The sequence below is a fragment of the Micromonospora sp. WMMD975 genome, from assembly GCF_029581215.1.
Classification (GTDB): Bacteria; Actinomycetota; Actinomycetes; order Mycobacteriales; family Micromonosporaceae; genus Micromonospora.
In genome coordinates this window covers 3,997,517-4,014,297 of record NZ_CP120739.1, presented here as the reverse complement: position 1 = coordinate 4,014,297, position 16,781 = coordinate 3,997,517, and the positions used below count along the sequence as shown (strand labels likewise).

Genomic DNA, 16,781 nt, shown 5'->3' with positions numbered 1-16,781 from the left:
CGGTCGTCCGCCGCCCGGCGGCGCTCGGACCAGCCCGGGGCGGATCGTGAGGTCTCGTTCGGTTCCGGCGCCCAGCCCGGCTCGATCGAACCGGACCGGTACGACGCCGCCGCCGGGCGCGCCCAATGCTGGTCGAGACGCTCGGGCGGGGCCTGCCGGCCGTGCGGATGCCGGTCGTCGGGCCGGGGCCTCCGACGATCCGGGCCGGCGGGGCTGATCGGGTACGTCTCGCGCGAATCGGCCGGGCTGACCGGATAGGTGCCGACGTCCGACGCCGGGCTGATCGGGTGCGGGCTCGCCGGGCTGACCGGATAGGTGTCGTCGGGAGCAGGGCTGACCGGGCGTACCTCGGCCCGCCCGACCACGGCCTGGCGGCGAGGTGGGGGAGTCAGGTGTTCGAGGCCGATGTCGCCCGGGTAGCGCTGCCCGGGAAACTGCGGCTCCCACTCGTGGGTGGGCTCGAGCGCCCAGGCCGGTTCCGCCGGCTCGCGCCAGCTGCCCCAGCCACTCATCGGCAGCCCCTCCCGCGGCTCGCGCGGCGCGGCCCCGGAACCGGCTCGCGTCGCTCGCTCACGGCGGTGTCACCTCGTTGGAAATTGTCGCGCTCGGGCGGCGGACGTGCCGGTAGAGTCGCTCGGTCCGGCATGTCCTGGCTGCGGAAGGAGGGTAACGGCGTGGGCTCGGTCACCGCCACTGTGCCAGCTCCCCCGGCCGCACACGTTACCCCATGGTTTCGGACATTCGGCGCGATAGTGGCGGCTGGTTTCCGTCGGCACGCCACCTACCGCCAAGTGGCCGTGGCCGGCCTCGTCACCAACACCGTGTTCGGCTTCCTGCGCTGCTACATCTTCCTCGCCGCCGCCGGCGCGACCGGCACCGTGGCCGGCTACGACCGGGCCCAACTCGGCACGTTCGTCTGGGCCGGGCAGGGGCTGCTGGCGGTCATCGCCATCTGGGGCTGGACCGAGCTGGCCGACCGGATCCGCTCCGGCGAGGTGGCCGCCGACCTGTTGCGGCCGGTGCACCCGGTCACCAGCTACCTCGCCATCGACCTGGGGCGGGCCGGGTTCGCCGCGCTCGCCCGGCTGGTGCCCCCGCTGGTGATCGGCCCGTTCTTCTTCGCGGTCCACGTGCCCCGACACTTGGCGACGGTGCCGCTGTTCCTGGTCTCCGTCCTGCTCGCGGTGGTGGTCTGCTTCGGCTGCCGCTACCTGGTCAACGCCACCGCCTACTGGTTGCAGGACGTGCGGGGCCCGATGATCCTCTGGACGCTTGGTTCGGGCGCGCTCGCCGGCCTCTACTTCCCGCTCGGTTTCCTGCCCGGCGGGTTGGAGGCGACCCTGCGGTACGCCACCCCGTTCCCCAGCCTCCTCCAGGTCCCCCTGGACGTGCTCGTCGAGCGGGAGCCGCTGTCGACCGGCCTCGGCCTGGTCGGGGTGCAACTCGGCTGGGCGGTGCTGCTGCTGGCGCTCTGCCGGCTGGTCCAGCGGCGCGCCGAGCGCCGCCTGGTGGTCCAGGGTGGCTGAGCACGCCGGTGCGTCCAGGGTGGCCGGGCGCCGGGGGGTGCTGCGGGCGTACCGGGTGTTGCTCGGCGCGCAGGCGCGTTCGCAGGCGGCATACCGGACGTCGTTCGTGGTCGACCTGGTCGGCAACGTGGGCGCGACCGTGTTCGACGTGGTCACCGTCCTGGTCATCTTCGGGGTGACCCGCGAGCTGGGCGGCTTCACGCTGCGCGAGACGCTCGTCGTGGTCGGGCTCTCGTCGTGCGGGTTCGCCGCCGCCGACCTGCTGGTCGGCAACATCGAGCGGCTACCCACCTACGTCCGCACGGGCCTCTTCGACGCGGTGCTGGTCCGCCCGCTCGCCGCGCTGCCCCAACTGCTGCTGATGGACCTGCCGCTGCGGAAGGCGTCCCGGGCGGTGTTCGGGCTGGCCGTGCTGGTGTTCGCGCTCGCCTCGGCCGGGATCGACTGGACCCCGGGTCGGGTCGCGTTGGCCGTGGTCGCCCCGCCGGCCGCGGTGGTCTTCTTCGCCTCGGTCTTCGTCACCACCGCCACGGTGTCGTTCTACTGGGTCGACTCCGGCGAGCTGGCCAACTCGGTGACCTACGGCGGGCGAGACTTCACCTCGTACCCGATCACCGTCTACGGCGGTTGGTTCCGCGCGCTGTTCGCGTACGGGATGGGGTTCGCGTTCGTCAGTTACCACCCGGCGCTGGCGCTGCTCGGTCGCGCCGACCCGCTCGGCCTGCCGCCCTGGGTGGGCTGGGCCTCGCCGGGCGTCGCGGTGGTCGCGGCGGCGGTCGCCGCCCTGGCCTGGCGCGTCGGGATCCGTCACTACCGGAGTACGGGGTCATGAGCGTCATCGAGATGGACGGGCTGCGCAAGGAGTTCACGGTCCGGGTCCGGGCCGGGCGGCTGCGCCGCGAGAAGCGGACGGTGACCGCCGTCGACGGCGTCGACCTGCGGGTGGAGCGCGGCGAGATGCTCGGCTACATCGGCCCGAACGGCGCCGGGAAGTCGACCACGCTGAAGATGCTCACCGGCGTGCTGACGCCGTCGGCCGGGCGGGCGCGGGTCTGCGGGCTGCGGCCGGTGGCTGACCGGACCCGGCTGGCGCTGCGCATCGGGGTGGTCTTCGGGCAGCGGTCCCAGCTCTGGTGGGACCTGCCGCTGCGGGACTCGTTCGACCTGCTGCGGCACATCTACCGGGTGCCGGCCGGCGAGCACGCCGCCCGGCTGACCCGCTGCCGGAGCCTGCTCGACCTGGACGAGTTCCTGGACATCCCGGTCCGGCAGCTCTCCCTCGGCCAGCGAATGCGCGGCGAGTTGACCGCCGCGCTGCTGCACGGCCCGGAGGTGCTCTTCCTGGACGAGCCGACGATCGGGCTGGACGTGGTCAGCAAACAGGCGGTCCGCGGTTTCCTGGCCGACCTGGGCGGGGTCGGTGACACCACCCTCGTGCTCACCACGCACGACCTGGCCGACATCGAACGGCTCTGCCGGCGGCTGGTGGTCATCGACCACGGGCGGGTGGTGCACGACGGCTCGATCGCCGAGCTGCACCACCGGCACGGCTCGCGCCGGATGGTCGTCGCCGAGTTGGAGTCCGCGTTGCCCGAGCCGCCGGTGCTGCCCGGCGCGCCGCTGCTGCGGACGGAGGCGGACGGGCGGCGGCTGGTCTTCGCGCTGGAACAGGCGAGCGTCGCCGAGGTGGTGGCGGCGCTCGCCGGCCTGACCACGTTGCGCGACATCTCCATCGTCGAGCCGGACATCGAGGAGGTCGTCGCCCGCCTCTACCGCAGTGAAAGGAGGGGGCCCCTGTTAACGCCTGGCGTATAGGAGGGGGCCCTTCTTAACACTCCGCTCAGACCTGGTCGCCGATGGCGACCCGGGGGGCGGGAGCGCGCATCTTGCGGAACGTGATCGACCGCATGATCGCGTAGAAGTAGAGCGAGCCCAGCTTCTCGGTGCTTCTGGGGAAGCGCTCGCGGACCAGCTTCTTGATCTTCCGGGTGATCAGCACCGAGTCGATCAGCACGCCGAGGGCCAGCGCGCCCCACAGCAGGTTGGACAGCAGCCGCACGATCGGCGGCATGGCCTGGTTGGACCCGACCAGCACGATCAGCGCGCCGCCGAAGAACCAGGTGCCGACCGTACGCCGGGAGTCGACCACGTTGCGGGCCAGCAGGCGCTCCGGGCCCCGGTCACGCGGGCCGCCCTCGCGCCGGAACTCGGCGGCGGACTCGGCGCGTGCCGTGCGGCGCTGCTCCCGGGCCTCCTCCTTGGTCAGCGGGCGGGCCGGGGCGGTCGGCCGGCGGCCGGCGGCCGGGCGCTTCGGGGTGGTCACCCCGAGCTCCTTCTTGCTCGGCGTGTAGCCCCGAGGACGGGCGGCGGCGGACTCCTCGTCGGTCGTCACCGGGGTGACGGACTCCTCGACGAGGTCGGCGGGCTTGCGACGAAACAGCGACGGCACGCCGGCAAGGGTAGCCAAACGGTCGGGCCCGGCGCACATCGCGGTGCGCCGGGCCCGGGAAGACGCGGTCAGGGGCGCTCGACGTGCGCGCCGAGGTCGGCCAGTTTCGCCTCGAAGTCCTCGTAGCCCCGGTTGATCAGGTCCACGCCGTACACCCGGGAGGTGCCCTCGGCGGCCAGGGCCGCGATGAGGTGGCTGAACCCGGCCCGCAGGTCCGGGATGATCAGGTCGGCGGCGTGCAGCTTGCTCGGGCCGGCGATCACCGCGGAGTGCTTGAAGTTGCGCCGGCCGAAGCGGCACGGGGTGCCGCCGAGGCAGTCCCGGTAGACCTGGATGTTGGCGCCCATCGTGTTCAACGCCTCGGTGTAGCCGAGCCGCTGCTCGTAGACCGTCTCGTGGACGATCGACAGGCCCCGGGCCTGGGTGAGCGCGACCACGAGCGGCTGCTGCCAGTCGGTCATGAACCCGGGGTGCACGTCGGTCTCCAGGGCCACCGCGTTCAGCTCACCGCCCGGGTGCCAGAACCGGATGCCGCCCTCCTGGCCCGGATCGCCGAGCTTCGGCGGCCGGGCGTCGGTGACCTCGTACTCGCCGCCGACCGACCGGAAGATGTTCAGGAAGGTCATCATGTCGGCCTGCTGCGCGCCGAGCACCTCGACGTGGCCGCGGGTCGCCAGCGCCGCCGCCGCCCAGCTCGCCGCCTCGATCCGGTCCGGGATCGGCCGGTGGGTGTAGCCGTGCAACTGCTTGACGCCCTGGATCTCGATCACCCGGTCGGTGTGGACCTTGATGATCGCGCCCATCTTCTGCAGGATGCAGATCAGGTCGATGATCTCCGGCTCGACGGCCGCGTTGCGCAGCTCGGTGACGCCCTCGGCCATCACGGCGGTGAGCAGCACCTGCTCGGTGGCACCCACGCTCGGGTACGGCAGCGCGAACTTGGTGCCGTGCAGCCCGTTCGGCGCGGACAGGTGCAGGCCCTCGGGGGTCTTGTCGACAGTCGCGCCGAACTCGCGCAGCGCCTGGAGGTGGAAGTCGATCGGGCGGGGGCCGATGTGGCAGCCGCCCAGGTCGGGGATGAAGGCGTGGCCGAGGCGGTGCAGCAGCGGGCCGCAGAACAGGATCGGGATCCGGCTGGACCCGGCGTGCACGTTGATCTGATCGGTGCTGGCGCTCTCGACGTTCGACGGGTCGAAGACCAGCTCGCCGTCCTCCGTGCCGTCGGTCACCTTCACCCCGTGCAGGCCGAGCAGCCCGCGGACCACCTCGACGTCGCGGATCCGCGGCACGTCGAACAGCCGGCTGGGTGTGTCGCCGAGCAGGGCGGCGACCATCGCCTTGGACACGAGGTTCTTCGCGCCGCGCACGCGGATCCGCCCTTCGAGCGGAGTGCCTCCGTGTACGACCAGGACGTCGTCGGTCAACGCAACCTCCAGCGCGTTGGGTACTGCCGTGTAGGTGAGGGTCTGCAATGTTTCTCGCTACCCGGATCGCGGCCGTCGAAAAACTGGCCCGCGTGTGTCGTCGCCCCGGCAGCATAGCCCTCCGTGACGAAAATGGAATCGGTCACATCACCAGCGGGGGCACGAACCGGGGCTTCCGGTGCACATACGTGCCAGTCAGGTTACCGACGGTGATCAAGCGCCCGGCAGGGCGAGCATCTGGTCCAGCGCCGCCCGGGCGTGTCCGGCGGTGTCGGGATCGACCGTGATCTGGTTGGCCACCCGGCCGGCGACCAGTTCCTCAAGCGCCCAGACCAGGTGCGGCAGGTCGATCCGGTTCATGGTCGAGCAGTAGCAGACCGCCCGGTCGAGAAACATGACCTGCTTGTCCGGGTGGGCCAGCGCCAGCCGGCGGACCAGGTTCAGCTCGGTGCCCACGGCCCACGCCGAGCCGGCCGGGGCCGCCTCGATGGTCTTGATGATGAACTCGGTCGACCCCACCAGATCGGCGGCGGTGACGACCTCGTGCCGGCACTCCGGGTGCACCAGGACGTTGACGCCGGGCACCCGCGCCCGCACGTCGTTCACGCTGTCGAGGGTGAAGCGGCCGTGCACCGAGCAGTGCCCCCGCCACAGGATCATCTTCGCGTCGCGCACCTGCTCCGGGGTGAGCCCGCCGCCCGGCTTGTGCGGGTCGTAGAGCACACAGTCGTCGAGCGAGAAGCCCATCTCCAGCACCGCCGTGTTGCGGCCCAGGTGCTGGTCGGGCAGGAACAGCACCTTGCGGCCCTGCTCGAACGCCCAGTCCAGGGCCCGCTTGGCGTTGGACGAGGTGCAGACCACCCCGCCGTGCCGGCCGACGAAGCCCTTGATGTCGGCGGAGGAGTTCATGTACGTCACCGGGACGGTGTCCGCCGCGACGCCTAGGTCGGTCAACGTGTCCCAGGCGGTCTCGACCTGCGACAGGACCGCCATGTCGGCCATCGAGCAGCCGGCGGCCAGGTCGGGCAGGATCACCTTCTGCGCGTCCGAGGTGAGGATGTCCGCGCTCTCGGCCATGAAGTGCACGCCGCAGAAGACGATGTATTCCGCGTCCGGGCGGGCCGCCGCCTCCCGGGCCAGCTTGAACGAGTCGCCCGTCACGTCGGCGAACTGGATCACCTCGTCGCGCTGGTAGTGGTGGCCCAGCACGAACACCTTCGTGCCGAGCGCGGCCTTCGCCGCCGCCGCGCGGGCCACCAGGTCGGGGTCGCTCGGCGCGGGGAGGTCACCCGGACACTCCACGCCACGCTCGGTGGCGGGGTCGCTGCCGCGGCCGAGGAGCAGCAGCGCAGTGGCGGTGTTGGAGGGCTCAACCCAGGTCGACGTCACGCCCCCATGGTCCCACAGCCCGGCCGCCGCGCAGCCGCCCGCGATGTGGCCTGCCACACTGCTCGGCATGCGCGTGCTGCTCTGCCCGGACAAGTTCGCCGGCACGCTGTCGGCCCCCGAGGTGGCCGCCTCGGTGGCCGAGGGCTGGCGAAGCGTCGCACCCGGTGACGAACTGCTGGTGAAGCCACTCGCCGACGGCGGCCCCGGCTTCGTCGCGGTGCTCGCCGGGGCGCTCGGCGGGCGGCGGATCCCGGTGCCCACGGTCGACCCGCTCGGCCGGCCCGCCGCCGGTGAGATCCTCCTCACCGACGACGGGGTGGGGTACGTGGAGAGCGCGCAGGCGTGCGGCCTGCACCTGCTGTCCGCAACGGAACGCGACCCGAAGGCGACCACCTCGTACGGGCTGGGGCTGCTGGTCACCGCCGCGGTCGAGGCGGGCGCGCGGACCGTGGTGATCGGGCTGGGCGGCTCCGCCACCAACGACGGCGGCGCCGGGATGCTCGTCCCGCTCGGCGTCACCGGCCTCGACGCCGCCGGCCGGGCGCTGCCGTACGGCGGGGCGGCGCTGGCCGGGGTGGCCGCGCTCGACGGCGTACCCCGGTTGCGTGGCGCGGCGCTCGTCGCCGCCACCGACGTGGACAACCCGCTGCTCGGCCTGCACGGCGCCAGCAACGTCTTCGGGCCGCAGAAGGGCGCCGACCGGGCGGACGTGCTGCTGCTGGACGCCGCGCTGGAACGGTGGGCGGACGTTCTCGCCGAGCTGCCCGACTGCCCGCCGGGGCTCGGCGCGCTGCCCGGCGGTGGCGCGGCCGGCGGTCTCGGCGCGGCGGTGCTGGCGCTCGGCGGCCGGTGTGAATCGGGCATCGGGCTGGTCACCCGGGCGGTCGGCCTGGACGCCGCGCTTGACGCCGCCGACCTGGTGGTCACCGGGGAGGGTTCCTTCGATCACCAGTCGCTGCGCGGCAAGGTGGTCGCCGGGGTGGCCGGGTCCGCCCGCGACCGCGGCGTGCCCTGTGTGGTGCTGGCGGGACGGGTGAGCACCGGCCGGCGGGAGGCTGCCGCGGCCGGCGTCACCGAGGCGTACAGCCTGGTCGAGCACTTCGGCGGCGAGGAACGCGGGGGAGTGGCGGCGGCGATGGAACGGCCCGCCGAGGGGCTGCGGGCGCTCGGCGCCCGCCTGGCCGGCCAGTGGAGCCGCTGACCGGTTCCGCTGGTCACGCCACCGGGTGGGCGCGCCGGCCGCGGCGTACGATCGGAGACGGACCACCGGGAATACTGGCGGACGTGCGGCGTTGGCCAGTACGTCCGGACCTCATACCGCGCAGGGAGACTTCCACGTGACCACGCCAGCGCAGACCGAGTCGACCGAGGCCACGCCGGCCCCCAGCACCGTCGTCCTGACCGACGTCGCGGCGCAGAAGGTCAAGGCCCTGATCGAGCAGGAGGGCCGCGACGACCTGCGGCTCCGGGTCGCCGTGCAGCCGGGTGGCTGCTCCGGCCTGCGGTACCAGCTCTTCTTCGACGAGCGGTCGCTCGACGGTGACGTCGTCACCGACTTCGGCGGTGTCGAGGTCGTCGTCGACCGGATGAGCGCCCCCTACCTGACCGGCGCCACCATCGACTTCGCCGACCGGATCGACGCCCAGGGCTTCACCATCGACAACCCGAACGCCGGCAACTCCTGCGCCTGCGGCGACTCGTTCAGCTGAGTCGACACCGCCGACGCCTGACCTGACGGCGGGGCCGTCCTCCCGGGGACGGCCCCGCCGTTTTGTCATGGCCGGCCGGTGTCCGGACGGTGTCGTCCGGTTGTGCACCCGGCGACCGACCGCCGTTCGGACGTTCGGAGCGCCCGGTAGGCTGACCGCGCCGTGCTCCCGACCACGAGGGTTGACATGAAGATCGCCGTAACCGGCTCGATCGCGACCGACCACCTCATGAGCTTCCCCGGCCGCTTCGCCGACCAGCTCATCGCCGACCAGCTCGACAAGGTCTCGCTGTCCTTCCTCGTCGACGAGTTGGTGCTGCGGCGCGGTGGCACGGCCGCCAACATCGCGTTCGGCATGGCCCAGCTCGGGCTGCGGCCGGTGCTGCTCGGCGCCGTCGGCGCGGACTTCGCCGACTACCGCTCCTGGCTGGAGCGGCACGGCGTCGACTGCGACTCGGTGCACGTCAGCGACGTGGCGCACACGGCCCGCTTCGTCTGCACCACCGACACCGACATGTGCCAGATCGCCTCCTTCTACGCCGGGGCGATGAGCGAGGCCCGCAACATCGAGCTGCGCCCGGTGGCGCAGCGCCTCGGCGGTCTCGACCTGGTGCTGGTGAGCGCCAACGACCCGGCGGCCATGATCCGGCACTCCGGCGAGTGCCGGGACCGGGGTTACCCGTTCGTCGCCGACCCGTCGCAGCAGCTCGCCCGGATGGACGGCGCGGACGTGCTCGGTCTGGTCGACGGCGCGGAATACCTGATGACCAACGAGTACGAGAAGTCGCTGCTGCTGAGCAAGGCCGGCCTGACCGACGAGCAACTGCTGGACCGGGTGAAGGTGCGGGTCACCACGCTCGGCAAGCAGGGCGTGGAGATCGCCGGCCGGGAGATCGGCGTCGTCCGGGTGCCGATCGCGCGGGAGATCCAGGCGGTCGACCCGACCGGCGTGGGCGACGGCTTCCGCGCCGGTTTCTTCGCCGCGCTCGGCTGGGGGGTCGGGCTGGAGCGCGCGGCCCAGGTCGGTTGCCTGCTCGCCACCCTGGTGCTGGAGAACTTCGGCGGTCAGGAGTACGAGGTCCGCCGGGACCTGTTCGTGAAGCGGCTCGCCGAGTCGTACGGGGACGCGGCCGCCGAGGACGTCCGGCCGCACCTGCGGTGAGCGAGGCGGTCGGGCCGGTGCTCGTCGTCTTCGCCGGGCTGCCCGGTGTGGGCAAGAGCACGCTGGCCGCCCAGGTCGGCGTCGCGCTGCGCGCCCCGGTCCTGCCGGTCGACCCGGTCGAGCGGGCCCTGGCCCGGCACGGCCCGGTCGGTGACGGGCTCGGGATGGCCGCGTACGACGCGGTCGCCGGGCTCGCCGAGGTGCAGCTCGGCCTGGGGTTGAGTGTGGTGATCGATGCGGTGAACCCGGTGGCCGGTGCCCGTGGCCTCTGGCACGACCTGGCCGAGCGGGCCGGCGTGCCGCTGCGGTTGATCGAGGTGCACTGCGGGGACGAGGCGGAGCACCGGCGCCGGATCGAGGCCCGCCCGCCCGCCGAGCACGGGACCGTGACCTGGGAGCAGACGCTTGTGCGCCGGGCCGAATACGAGCCGCTGATCGGCCCACGTCTGGTGGTCGACACCGCCGTGGCGACCGACCCCCTCCCCGGCATCCTCGCGTACCTCACCTGACCGCCGCCGTGTTAACCGGGGCCCCTTCCTCTACCGCAGGCGTTAAGCGGGGGCCCCGCCTTGCACCCGCACGTCGTAGGCGGGGCCGGCGTTCGGGTGGGCGGCGAGGAACTCGTGGCCGCGCATCCGGCAGAAGGCCGGGATGTCCACCGCCGCGGCCGGGTCGTCGGCCAGCACCCGGACCACCGACCCGGTTGGCAGGCCGGGCAGCCGCCGGGCGAGGTTGACCACGGGCAGCGGGCAGCGCTGGCCACGGCAGTCGAGCACCTCGTCCGGCTCGCTCACCGCGCTCACAGGTTCGTCACCCCCGCCTCGGCCCGCAGGTCCGCGACGATCCCGGGCAGCTCGGCCAGGAACCGCTCCACGTCCGCCTCGGTGGTCTCCCGGTGCAGCGACACCCGCACGTTGCCGTGTGACAGCACCCCCATCGCCTCCAGCACGTGCGACGGGCGCAGCGTCGACGAGGTGCAGGACGAGCCGGAGGAGACCGCGAAGCCGCGCCGGTCCAGCGCGTGCAGCAGCGCCTCACCGTCCACGTACAGGCAGGAGAACGTCACCAGGTGCGGGAGCCGGTCCACCGGGTCGCCGACCACCTCCACGTCCGGCACCTCCGCCGCCACCCGGGCCCGGATCCGGTCCACCAACGGCGTCAACCGAGCCGCCTCGGTGGCGGCGTCGGCCGCCGCCGCGCGCAGGCTCGCCGCCGCGGCCACCACCGCCGGCAGGTTCACCACCCCCGGGGTACGCCCCGACTCCCGCTCGTCGGCCGGGTACGGCGACTCCCACCGGGTGCCCTTGCGCACCACGAGCAGGCCGACGCCGGGCGGCCCACCCCACTTGTGCGCGCTGCCGGTGAGCACCGACCAGCCCGACGGCAGCGGCGCCCGGCCGACGAGCTGCGCCGCGTCCACGTACAGCGGCACCCCCGCCTCGGCGCAGAGTTCCGCCGCGGCCGGCACCGGCTGCACCGTGCCCACCTCGTGGCTGGCCCCGATCAGCGCCGCGAGGGCCACCCCGGGCGCGGCCACCGCCGCCGCCCAGGCGTCCAGGTCCAGCCGTCCGGACCGGTCCACCGGTACGGAGACCGCCGCGCCGCCGCCGGCGACGTGCCGCGCCGCGGCGTGCAACACCGCCGAGTGTTCGATCGCCGAGTGCGCGAGCGTCGTACCGGCCCGGCGTCGCCCGGCCAGGCCACCCAGCACGGCGGCGTGCGCGGCGGCCGTACCGCTGGGGGTGAAGGACAGCTCGTCGGCGCGGACGCCGAGGGTCTGCGCGGCGGCCTCCCGGGCGGCGTCGAGGAGCTGGCGGGCCCGGCGGGCCGGCGCGTAGAGCCGGGCCGGGTCCGCCCAGCCGTCGTCCAGGGCGGCCAGCATCGCCTGCCGCGCGACCGGGTGGAGCGGTGCGGCGGTGGCGGCGTCCAGGTAGACCGGCGAGTCACTCATGACGCTCCACGCTATCGCCCGGGTACGCCCAAGATCCCCCCGATGGGGGCGGACAGTGACCCCAACACGGTCAGGCCGGTCATGGTCGAGTAATCTGCGACCGTCGGTGACGCCTTTGCCGTCGGTGTCAGGGAAACAACCGCCGCGGCGCGCTAGGGAGGCAGGACCAGGTGGTCGCAAGGAGTTCGGAGGTACGGCCGTCGGCCGTACGGCACAGCGCTTCCCCGGGGGCCGGTGGGCGTCGGCGTGGTGCTGGGCGGATCGCCGGGCTCGGTCTCGGCGGAGCGGCGCTGCTTGTCGCGCTCACCGGCTGTGACGTCGGCAAGACCTTCGGCGGCTTCGGCTGGCCGCAGGGTGGCATCACGCCCGAGTCGAACCGGATGTACGACCTGTGGATCGCCTCCTGCATCGCGGCGCTCGCGGTCGGCGTGTTCGTCTGGGGCCTGATCTTCTGGTGCGTGATCCGCTACCGCAAGCGCGGCAACGAGCTGCCGGTGCAGACCCGCTACAACCTGCCGATGGAGTTTCTCTACACCATCGCGCCGATCCTCGTGGTCTCCGTGCTCTTCTACTACACGGCGGTCGTGCAGACCGATGTGGTGAACGAGTCGAAGAACCCCGACGTCACCGTCGAGGTCGTCGCCTTCAAGTGGAACTGGCAGTTCAACTACCGCGACGGACAGGGCCGCGACGCCAACACCGTCGCCTCGGTGCTGGGCACCAGCGAGGTCATCCCGGTGCTGGTGCTGCCGAGCGGCCGGTCGATCCGGTTCGAGGAGCAGAGCCGCGACGTCATCCACTCGTTCTGGGTGCCGGAGCTGCTGTTCAAGCGCGACGTGATGCCGGGCAACATCCGGAACTCCTTCGAGGTCTCCAGCATCGACCAGGAGGGCGCGTTCGTCGGCCGCTGCGCCGAGCTGTGCGGCAGCTACCACGCGTTCATGAACTTCGAGCTGCGGGTCGTCTCGCCGGACAAGTACGAGCAGTTCCTGGCCGCCAAGAAGGGCGGCAGCTCGACCCAGGACGCGCTCAAGGCGATCGGCGTGGACGAGTACGCCACCACCACGAAGCCCTTCGACACGCGGCGCAACACCGCCAACTTCAACCCGTCCGACGCGACGGCCGGCGCGGGAAGCTGAGGGGTCCGGCATGAAGACCGAGTGGAAGATCTTTCTGACCATCGCCGGGTTCCTCCTCGGCGCCACCATCCTCTACGGCGCGTGGACGCACGGCGAGGGCGGCAACGTCGAGTGGGTCGGCACCGTCGCCCTGCTGCTGTCCTTCCTGCTGTGCGCGATGTGCGGCGGCTTCTTCTGGTTCGTCTCCCGCCGGATCGACCTGCGTCCGGAAGACCGGCCGGACGGCGAGATCGCCGACGGCGCCGGTGAGATCGGCTTCTTCAGCCCGGGCAGCTACTGGCCGTTCGGCCTGGCCCTGGCCGCCGCGATCGCCGGCCTGGGGCTCGTGTTCTGGCAGTTCTGGCTGCTGGGGCTGGGCCTGGTGGCGGTGGTCTTCGCCGCGTGCGGGCTCCTCTTCGAGTACTACTCCGGCACCCGCCGCACCGCCGAGCACTGACCCCTCTCCGACCGTCGCAGGCCCGCGTCCCCCACCGGGGGCCGCGGGCCTGCCGCTTCCCCTCCCTCCTCTTGCCCCACCCCCCCCGCCCACGCGGGGCTGCCTCCCCAGCCCCTGTCCTTCCCCGGGCGCGCCTGCCCCCGTTGATCATGAGGTTGGCGGCGACAATCCGGACAACCGATGCCGCCAACCTCATGATCAACGGGCCTGGTCATCGATCCGCGGCCTACCGTCCTCTGCTCGGCGCCCGTCGCCTGGTCATGGGTTGCCGACTGCGAGGTCGGTCGTCGGTAGCGGCGCGACCTCTTGGCCGTCGGCCTGGAGCCACCAGGGGTGGCGCGGGGTCGACAACGGTGGGGCGATGCACCGGGTGGACGGATCGGATTCGACGCGAGGGGTCGGCGTCGATCAGAGATCTTGGTAGGCGGGACGTGCATCTTGGAGAGTGGTCCCGGGTGGGGAGTGAGCGCGGGCGGAGCCTGTGCTGCGCCGGTGGAGACCGCGCTCTGCTCGGCGGCGTCAGCCCGCTGTCTGCGCTTGTCGGCCGTCCGCTCGGGGAGAGGGAGCGCCCGCCTCCGGACGGACCTGCCCGGATTGCGGTCGCTCGCCCTGCCCGGCGGTCGGTCGCCGGTCCGGCGGCGTGGCGGTGGGGGAGGGCCAGGCTGCGGCGTCGACCGGCGGGTGGGGCGGGGTGGCGGGGTGGGTCAGGCGGCGTGGCGGTGAGAGGGGCGTGGCGCGCGCCGGCGGGTCGGGCGGAACGCGATCATGGCGACCAGCATGGCCGCCCCGCAGCCCGTGCACACCAGCTCGGGGCAGTCGGCGCCGTGCCCGTCGCCGCAGAACGGCGTCTCGAACAGCACGACGCCCTCACAGCTGTCGCAGTAGAGTTCGCGGTCCGACACGGGCGTCTCCTCTCGCTCCGGCCGGCCGAGGCGGGGAGCCATCGCCCCAACAGAACCATCGACCGAAAGCGGAAAATTACTCCCCTGTAGTTTGGCACGCGGGTATGACAGGGACCCGTTCAGGCGGCGCGCGCGACGTCCAGCCAGCGGTCCAGCACGGCCGCGGCGGCACCCGAGTCGACCGACTCGGCGGCCCGGCCGAGGTTGGCGCGCAGCGCCTCGTGCAGGTCACCGTCGAGCGGACCCTGGGTCGCCAGTGCCGCCGCGGCGTTCACCAGCACGGCGTCCCGCACCGGGCCGGTCTCGCCGGCCAGCAGCCGCCGGACCACGTCGGCGTTGTGGACCGCGTCTCCGCCCCGCAGGTCCGCCAGGGTCGCCCGGGGCACCCCGAGCTCCGTCGCGTCCAGCAGCACCTCCCGGACGGCGCCCTGCTGGGCGACCCAGACGCGGGTCGGGGCGCCGGTGCTGAACTCGTCCAGCCCGTCCTCGCCGCGCAGCACGACCGCCGAGTCGCCGCGGGCCGCGAAGACGGCCGCCATCACAGGTGCCATCCGCCGGTCGAAGCAGCCGACCGCAGCCGCGCGGGGCCGTGCCGGGTTGGTCAGCGGACCGAGAAAGTTGAACGCCGTGGGGATGCCGATCTCCCGCCGTACCGGGCCGGTGTGCCGCATGCCCGGGTGGAACCGGGCGGCGAAGCAGAAACCGATGCCGGCCTCGGTGACGCAGCGGGCCACCTGCTCCGGCGTCAGGTCGAGGGGCACCCCGAGCTGCTCCAGCACGTCCGCGGTGCCGCAGGAGGAGGAGGCGGCCCGGTTGCCGTGCTTGACCACGCGTACCCCGGCGCCGGCGGCCACGAGCGCCGCCATGGTGGAGATGTTGACCGTGTGGGCGAGGTCCCCGCCGGTGCCCACCACGTCGAGCGCGGTGGCGCGGACGTCCTCGGGCAGGCGCACCGGCACCGCGCGGGTCAGCATCGTCTCGACCAGGCCGCCCAACTCGGACGGTGTCTCGCCCTTGGTGCGCAACGCCACGACGAAGCCGGCGATCTGGGCCGGGGTGGCCGAGCCGGCCATGATCTCGCCCATCGCCCAGGCGGTGTCGGCGGTGGAGAGCTCCTCGCCGCGCAGCAGCGCGTTGAGCAGAAGCGGCCAGGTCCGTTCGCCCATGGCGGGCCTCCCGAGCGGCGTGAGTGAAGCAGTGGGGCGCGCCACGGCCGCGTCGCCGTGGCGTCGAGGGGATTGGTGCCGCGGGGGTGGATCAGGCCGCGGCGTGGGTGCGGCCCAGCAGCTCGGCCACGGTGCTGCCGGCGGTCACCGGGTCCAGCGGGTGGGTCAGCGTGGCGTCGACCTCGGCGTACGCGGCCAGCCACCGGTCGGCGGCGCGGGCCAGCACGACGCAGGTCGGCGGCGCGTCGTCCCGGTCGTCCTTGATCTGCCGGGCGATGCCGATGCCGCCGCCGGGGCTCGCCTCACCGTCGAGCAGGAGCAGGTCGATCTCGTAGTCGTCGACCAGCCGGACGCAGCCGGCGTAGTCGGCGGCCTCGACGAACTCGATCTCGATGCCGGGTGCCGGGCGGGTGCCGACGGCGAGCCGCATCCGGTCCCGGACCTTCGGGTCGTCGCTGTAGAGCAGGACGGTGCAAAGACGATCGCTCATCGTGACGTGGCTCCCACCTCGTAGCTGCCCGCTGATCGTAGCGGTCGTCACAGTCAGCCCGTGGGCCCGGCCCCGGCGCTCGCCTCGGCAGCGCGTTCGCGGGCCTCCTGGCGGTCGAGCTCGCGGTCGAGCCGGCGGGCCTCGCGCTCGGACTGCTTGATCCACTGCACCACCAGCACGGCGAGCATGGTGACGCTGACGAACTCGCCGCCGGCCCAGAGGATGCCACCGGCGACCACCTGGTCGTTGCGGGGGTCGGACCAGGCCAGGTTCAGCGACGGGTACCAGTCGCCGCCGAGCAGCGTGGCGCTCTGCATGATGGTGAGCCCGAGAACGGTGTGGAACGGCACGGACAGCAGCATGAGCAGCGCGCGGGCCGGGTAGGGCCAGCGGCCGGGTAGCGGGTCCAGGCCGAGCAGCGGCCAGAAGAAGACGCAGCCGGTCAGGATGAAGTGGGCGTGCACCAGCTCGTGCGCCCACTCGTGCCGCAGGGTGAACTCGTAGAGGTTGGTGAAGTAGAGCACGAACGGGTTCGCCACGAAGATGGCGAACGCCACGAGCGGGAAGGTGTAGATCCGGGCCACCCGGCTGTGCACGACCGCGAGCAGCCGCTTGCGGGGTCGCACCGGCAGCGTGCGCAGCGCCAGCGTCACCGGGGCGCCGAGGGCCAGGAAGATCGGCGCGACCATGGCCAGCACCATGTGCTGCACCATGTGCACGGAGAGCAGTGCGGTGTCGTACGCGCCGAGCCCGCTGACCGTGACCAGGGCGATGCCGCCCAGCCCAGGGCCGAGGAACGCCACCGTGCGGAGCACCGGCCAGCGGTCGCCGCGCAGCCGCAGCCGGTGCACCCCGTAGAGGTAGAGCCCGGCGGCGAGCACCAGGCCGAGGGTGAGCCAGCTCTCCAGCCGCGTCTCGGTGAGCACCCGGGCCACGGTGAACGGCGGCGGGGCGGCCTCGCCTCCGGCGGCCAGGGTCGCCGAGGTGGCGGCCGGGATCTGATCGACGTGCAGCACGCTTTTCAGCGTAGGTCAGGCGA

Annotated in this window: 18 protein-coding genes; 9 read left to right on the top strand and 9 right to left on the bottom strand. The window is 73.0% G+C overall.

Annotated features, from left to right (window positions below):
- Positions 1–674 precede the first annotated feature (674 nt).
- Genes O7613_RS17345 through O7613_RS17335 form a run of 3 tightly spaced genes read left to right on the top strand, consistent with a single transcriptional unit; the run spans position 675 to position 3,341 of the window.
- Positions 675–1,526, top strand: coding sequence for an ABC-2 family transporter protein (locus O7613_RS17345; RefSeq protein ID WP_348775418.1), 852 nt, complete (start codon positions 675–677; stop codon positions 1,524–1,526).
- Positions 1,519–2,358, top strand: coding sequence for an ABC-2 family transporter protein (locus O7613_RS17340; RefSeq protein ID WP_282289297.1), 840 nt, complete (start codon positions 1,519–1,521; stop codon positions 2,356–2,358). Before O7613_RS17345 ends, O7613_RS17340 begins: the two co-directional genes overlap by 8 nt.
- Positions 2,355–3,341: an ATP-binding cassette domain-containing protein gene (locus O7613_RS17335; RefSeq protein ID WP_282289296.1), complete on the top strand. Its 987-nt coding sequence runs from the start codon at positions 2,355–2,357 to the stop codon at positions 3,339–3,341. Before O7613_RS17340 ends, O7613_RS17335 begins: the two co-directional genes overlap by 4 nt.
- 25 nt (positions 3,342–3,366) lie before the next feature.
- On the opposite strand, the gene O7613_RS17330 is transcribed toward O7613_RS17335, so the two are convergent.
- The 3 genes from O7613_RS17330 to nadA all read right to left on the bottom strand — a co-directional run bounded on the left by O7613_RS17330 (position 3,367) and on the right by nadA (position 6,788).
- Positions 3,367–4,014, bottom strand: a complete 648-nt coding sequence (locus tag O7613_RS17330; RefSeq protein WP_282289295.1) for a DUF3043 domain-containing protein — start codon at positions 4,012–4,014, stop codon at positions 3,367–3,369.
- A gap of 29 nt (positions 4,015–4,043) precedes the next feature.
- Entirely contained in the window at positions 4,044–5,447 is a 1,404-nt protein-coding gene (murA, locus tag O7613_RS17325) for a UDP-N-acetylglucosamine 1-carboxyvinyltransferase (protein WP_281587366.1), read from the bottom strand.
- 165 nt (positions 5,448–5,612) lie between these two features.
- Entirely contained in the window at positions 5,613–6,788 is a 1,176-nt protein-coding gene (gene nadA, locus O7613_RS17320) for a quinolinate synthase NadA (protein ID WP_281587367.1), read from the bottom strand.
- 43 nt (positions 6,789–6,831) lie between these two features.
- Between nadA and O7613_RS17315 the strand changes: the two genes are divergently transcribed.
- From O7613_RS17315 to O7613_RS17300, 4 genes are all read left to right on the top strand, one after another.
- The gene (locus tag O7613_RS17315) at positions 6,832–7,989 is read left to right on the top strand and encodes a glycerate kinase (protein WP_282289294.1); all 1,158 of its coding nucleotides are present in this window, start codon (positions 6,832–6,834) and stop codon (positions 7,987–7,989) included.
- Between the two features lie 136 nt (positions 7,990–8,125).
- Positions 8,126–8,497 carry an iron-sulfur cluster insertion protein ErpA gene (gene erpA, locus O7613_RS17310; protein ID WP_281587369.1) on the top strand — a complete coding sequence of 124 codons (372 nt, stop codon included), beginning with the start codon at positions 8,126–8,128 and terminating at the stop codon, positions 8,495–8,497.
- Between the two features lie 186 nt (positions 8,498–8,683).
- Positions 8,684–9,658 (top strand): carbohydrate kinase family protein, encoded by a 975-nt coding sequence (locus O7613_RS17305; RefSeq protein WP_281587370.1) that lies wholly within the window; start codon positions 8,684–8,686, stop codon positions 9,656–9,658.
- A complete protein-coding gene (locus O7613_RS17300; protein WP_281587371.1) occupies positions 9,655–10,167 on the top strand; it encodes an ATP-binding protein in 513 nt (170 codons plus the stop codon). Before O7613_RS17305 ends, O7613_RS17300 begins: the two co-directional genes overlap by 4 nt.
- Positions 10,168–10,209: 42 nt before the next feature.
- Here O7613_RS17300 and O7613_RS17295 read toward each other — a convergent pair whose 3' ends face one another.
- Positions 10,210–10,452, bottom strand: coding sequence for a sulfurtransferase TusA family protein (locus tag O7613_RS17295; protein ID WP_282294560.1), 243 nt, complete (start codon positions 10,450–10,452; stop codon positions 10,210–10,212).
- A 5-nt stretch (positions 10,453–10,457) separates the two neighbouring features.
- The gene (locus tag O7613_RS17290) at positions 10,458–11,609 is read right to left on the bottom strand and encodes an aminotransferase class V-fold PLP-dependent enzyme (RefSeq protein ID WP_281587372.1); all 1,152 of its coding nucleotides are present in this window, start codon (positions 11,607–11,609) and stop codon (positions 10,458–10,460) included.
- A gap of 170 nt (positions 11,610–11,779) precedes the next feature.
- Between O7613_RS17290 and coxB the strand changes: the two genes are divergently transcribed.
- A complete protein-coding gene (coxB, locus tag O7613_RS17285; RefSeq protein WP_281587373.1) occupies positions 11,780–12,748 on the top strand; it encodes a cytochrome c oxidase subunit II in 969 nt (322 codons plus the stop codon).
- Positions 12,749–12,758: 10 nt separating this feature from the next.
- Positions 12,759–13,184 (top strand): cytochrome c oxidase subunit 4, encoded by a 426-nt coding sequence (locus tag O7613_RS17280; protein ID WP_281587374.1) that lies wholly within the window; start codon positions 12,759–12,761, stop codon positions 13,182–13,184.
- Positions 13,185–13,888: 704 nt separating this feature from the next.
- Here O7613_RS17280 and O7613_RS17275 read toward each other — a convergent pair.
- The 4 genes from O7613_RS17275 to O7613_RS17260 all read right to left on the bottom strand — a co-directional run bounded on the left by O7613_RS17275 (position 13,889) and on the right by O7613_RS17260 (position 16,740).
- Positions 13,889–14,086, bottom strand: a complete 198-nt coding sequence (locus O7613_RS17275; RefSeq protein ID WP_282289293.1) for a hypothetical protein — start codon at positions 14,084–14,086, stop codon at positions 13,889–13,891.
- Between the two features lie 119 nt (positions 14,087–14,205).
- Positions 14,206–15,252 (bottom strand): anthranilate phosphoribosyltransferase, encoded by a 1,047-nt coding sequence (gene trpD, locus O7613_RS17270; protein WP_281587376.1) that lies wholly within the window; start codon positions 15,250–15,252, stop codon positions 14,206–14,208.
- Between the two features lie 91 nt (positions 15,253–15,343).
- A complete protein-coding gene (locus tag O7613_RS17265; protein ID WP_281587377.1) occupies positions 15,344–15,742 on the bottom strand; it encodes a hypothetical protein in 399 nt (132 codons plus the stop codon).
- 53 nt (positions 15,743–15,795) lie between these two features.
- Positions 15,796–16,740, bottom strand: a complete 945-nt coding sequence (locus tag O7613_RS17260; RefSeq protein WP_282294559.1) for a cytochrome c oxidase assembly protein — start codon at positions 16,738–16,740, stop codon at positions 15,796–15,798.
- Between the last annotated feature and the right edge of the window lie 41 nt (positions 16,741–16,781).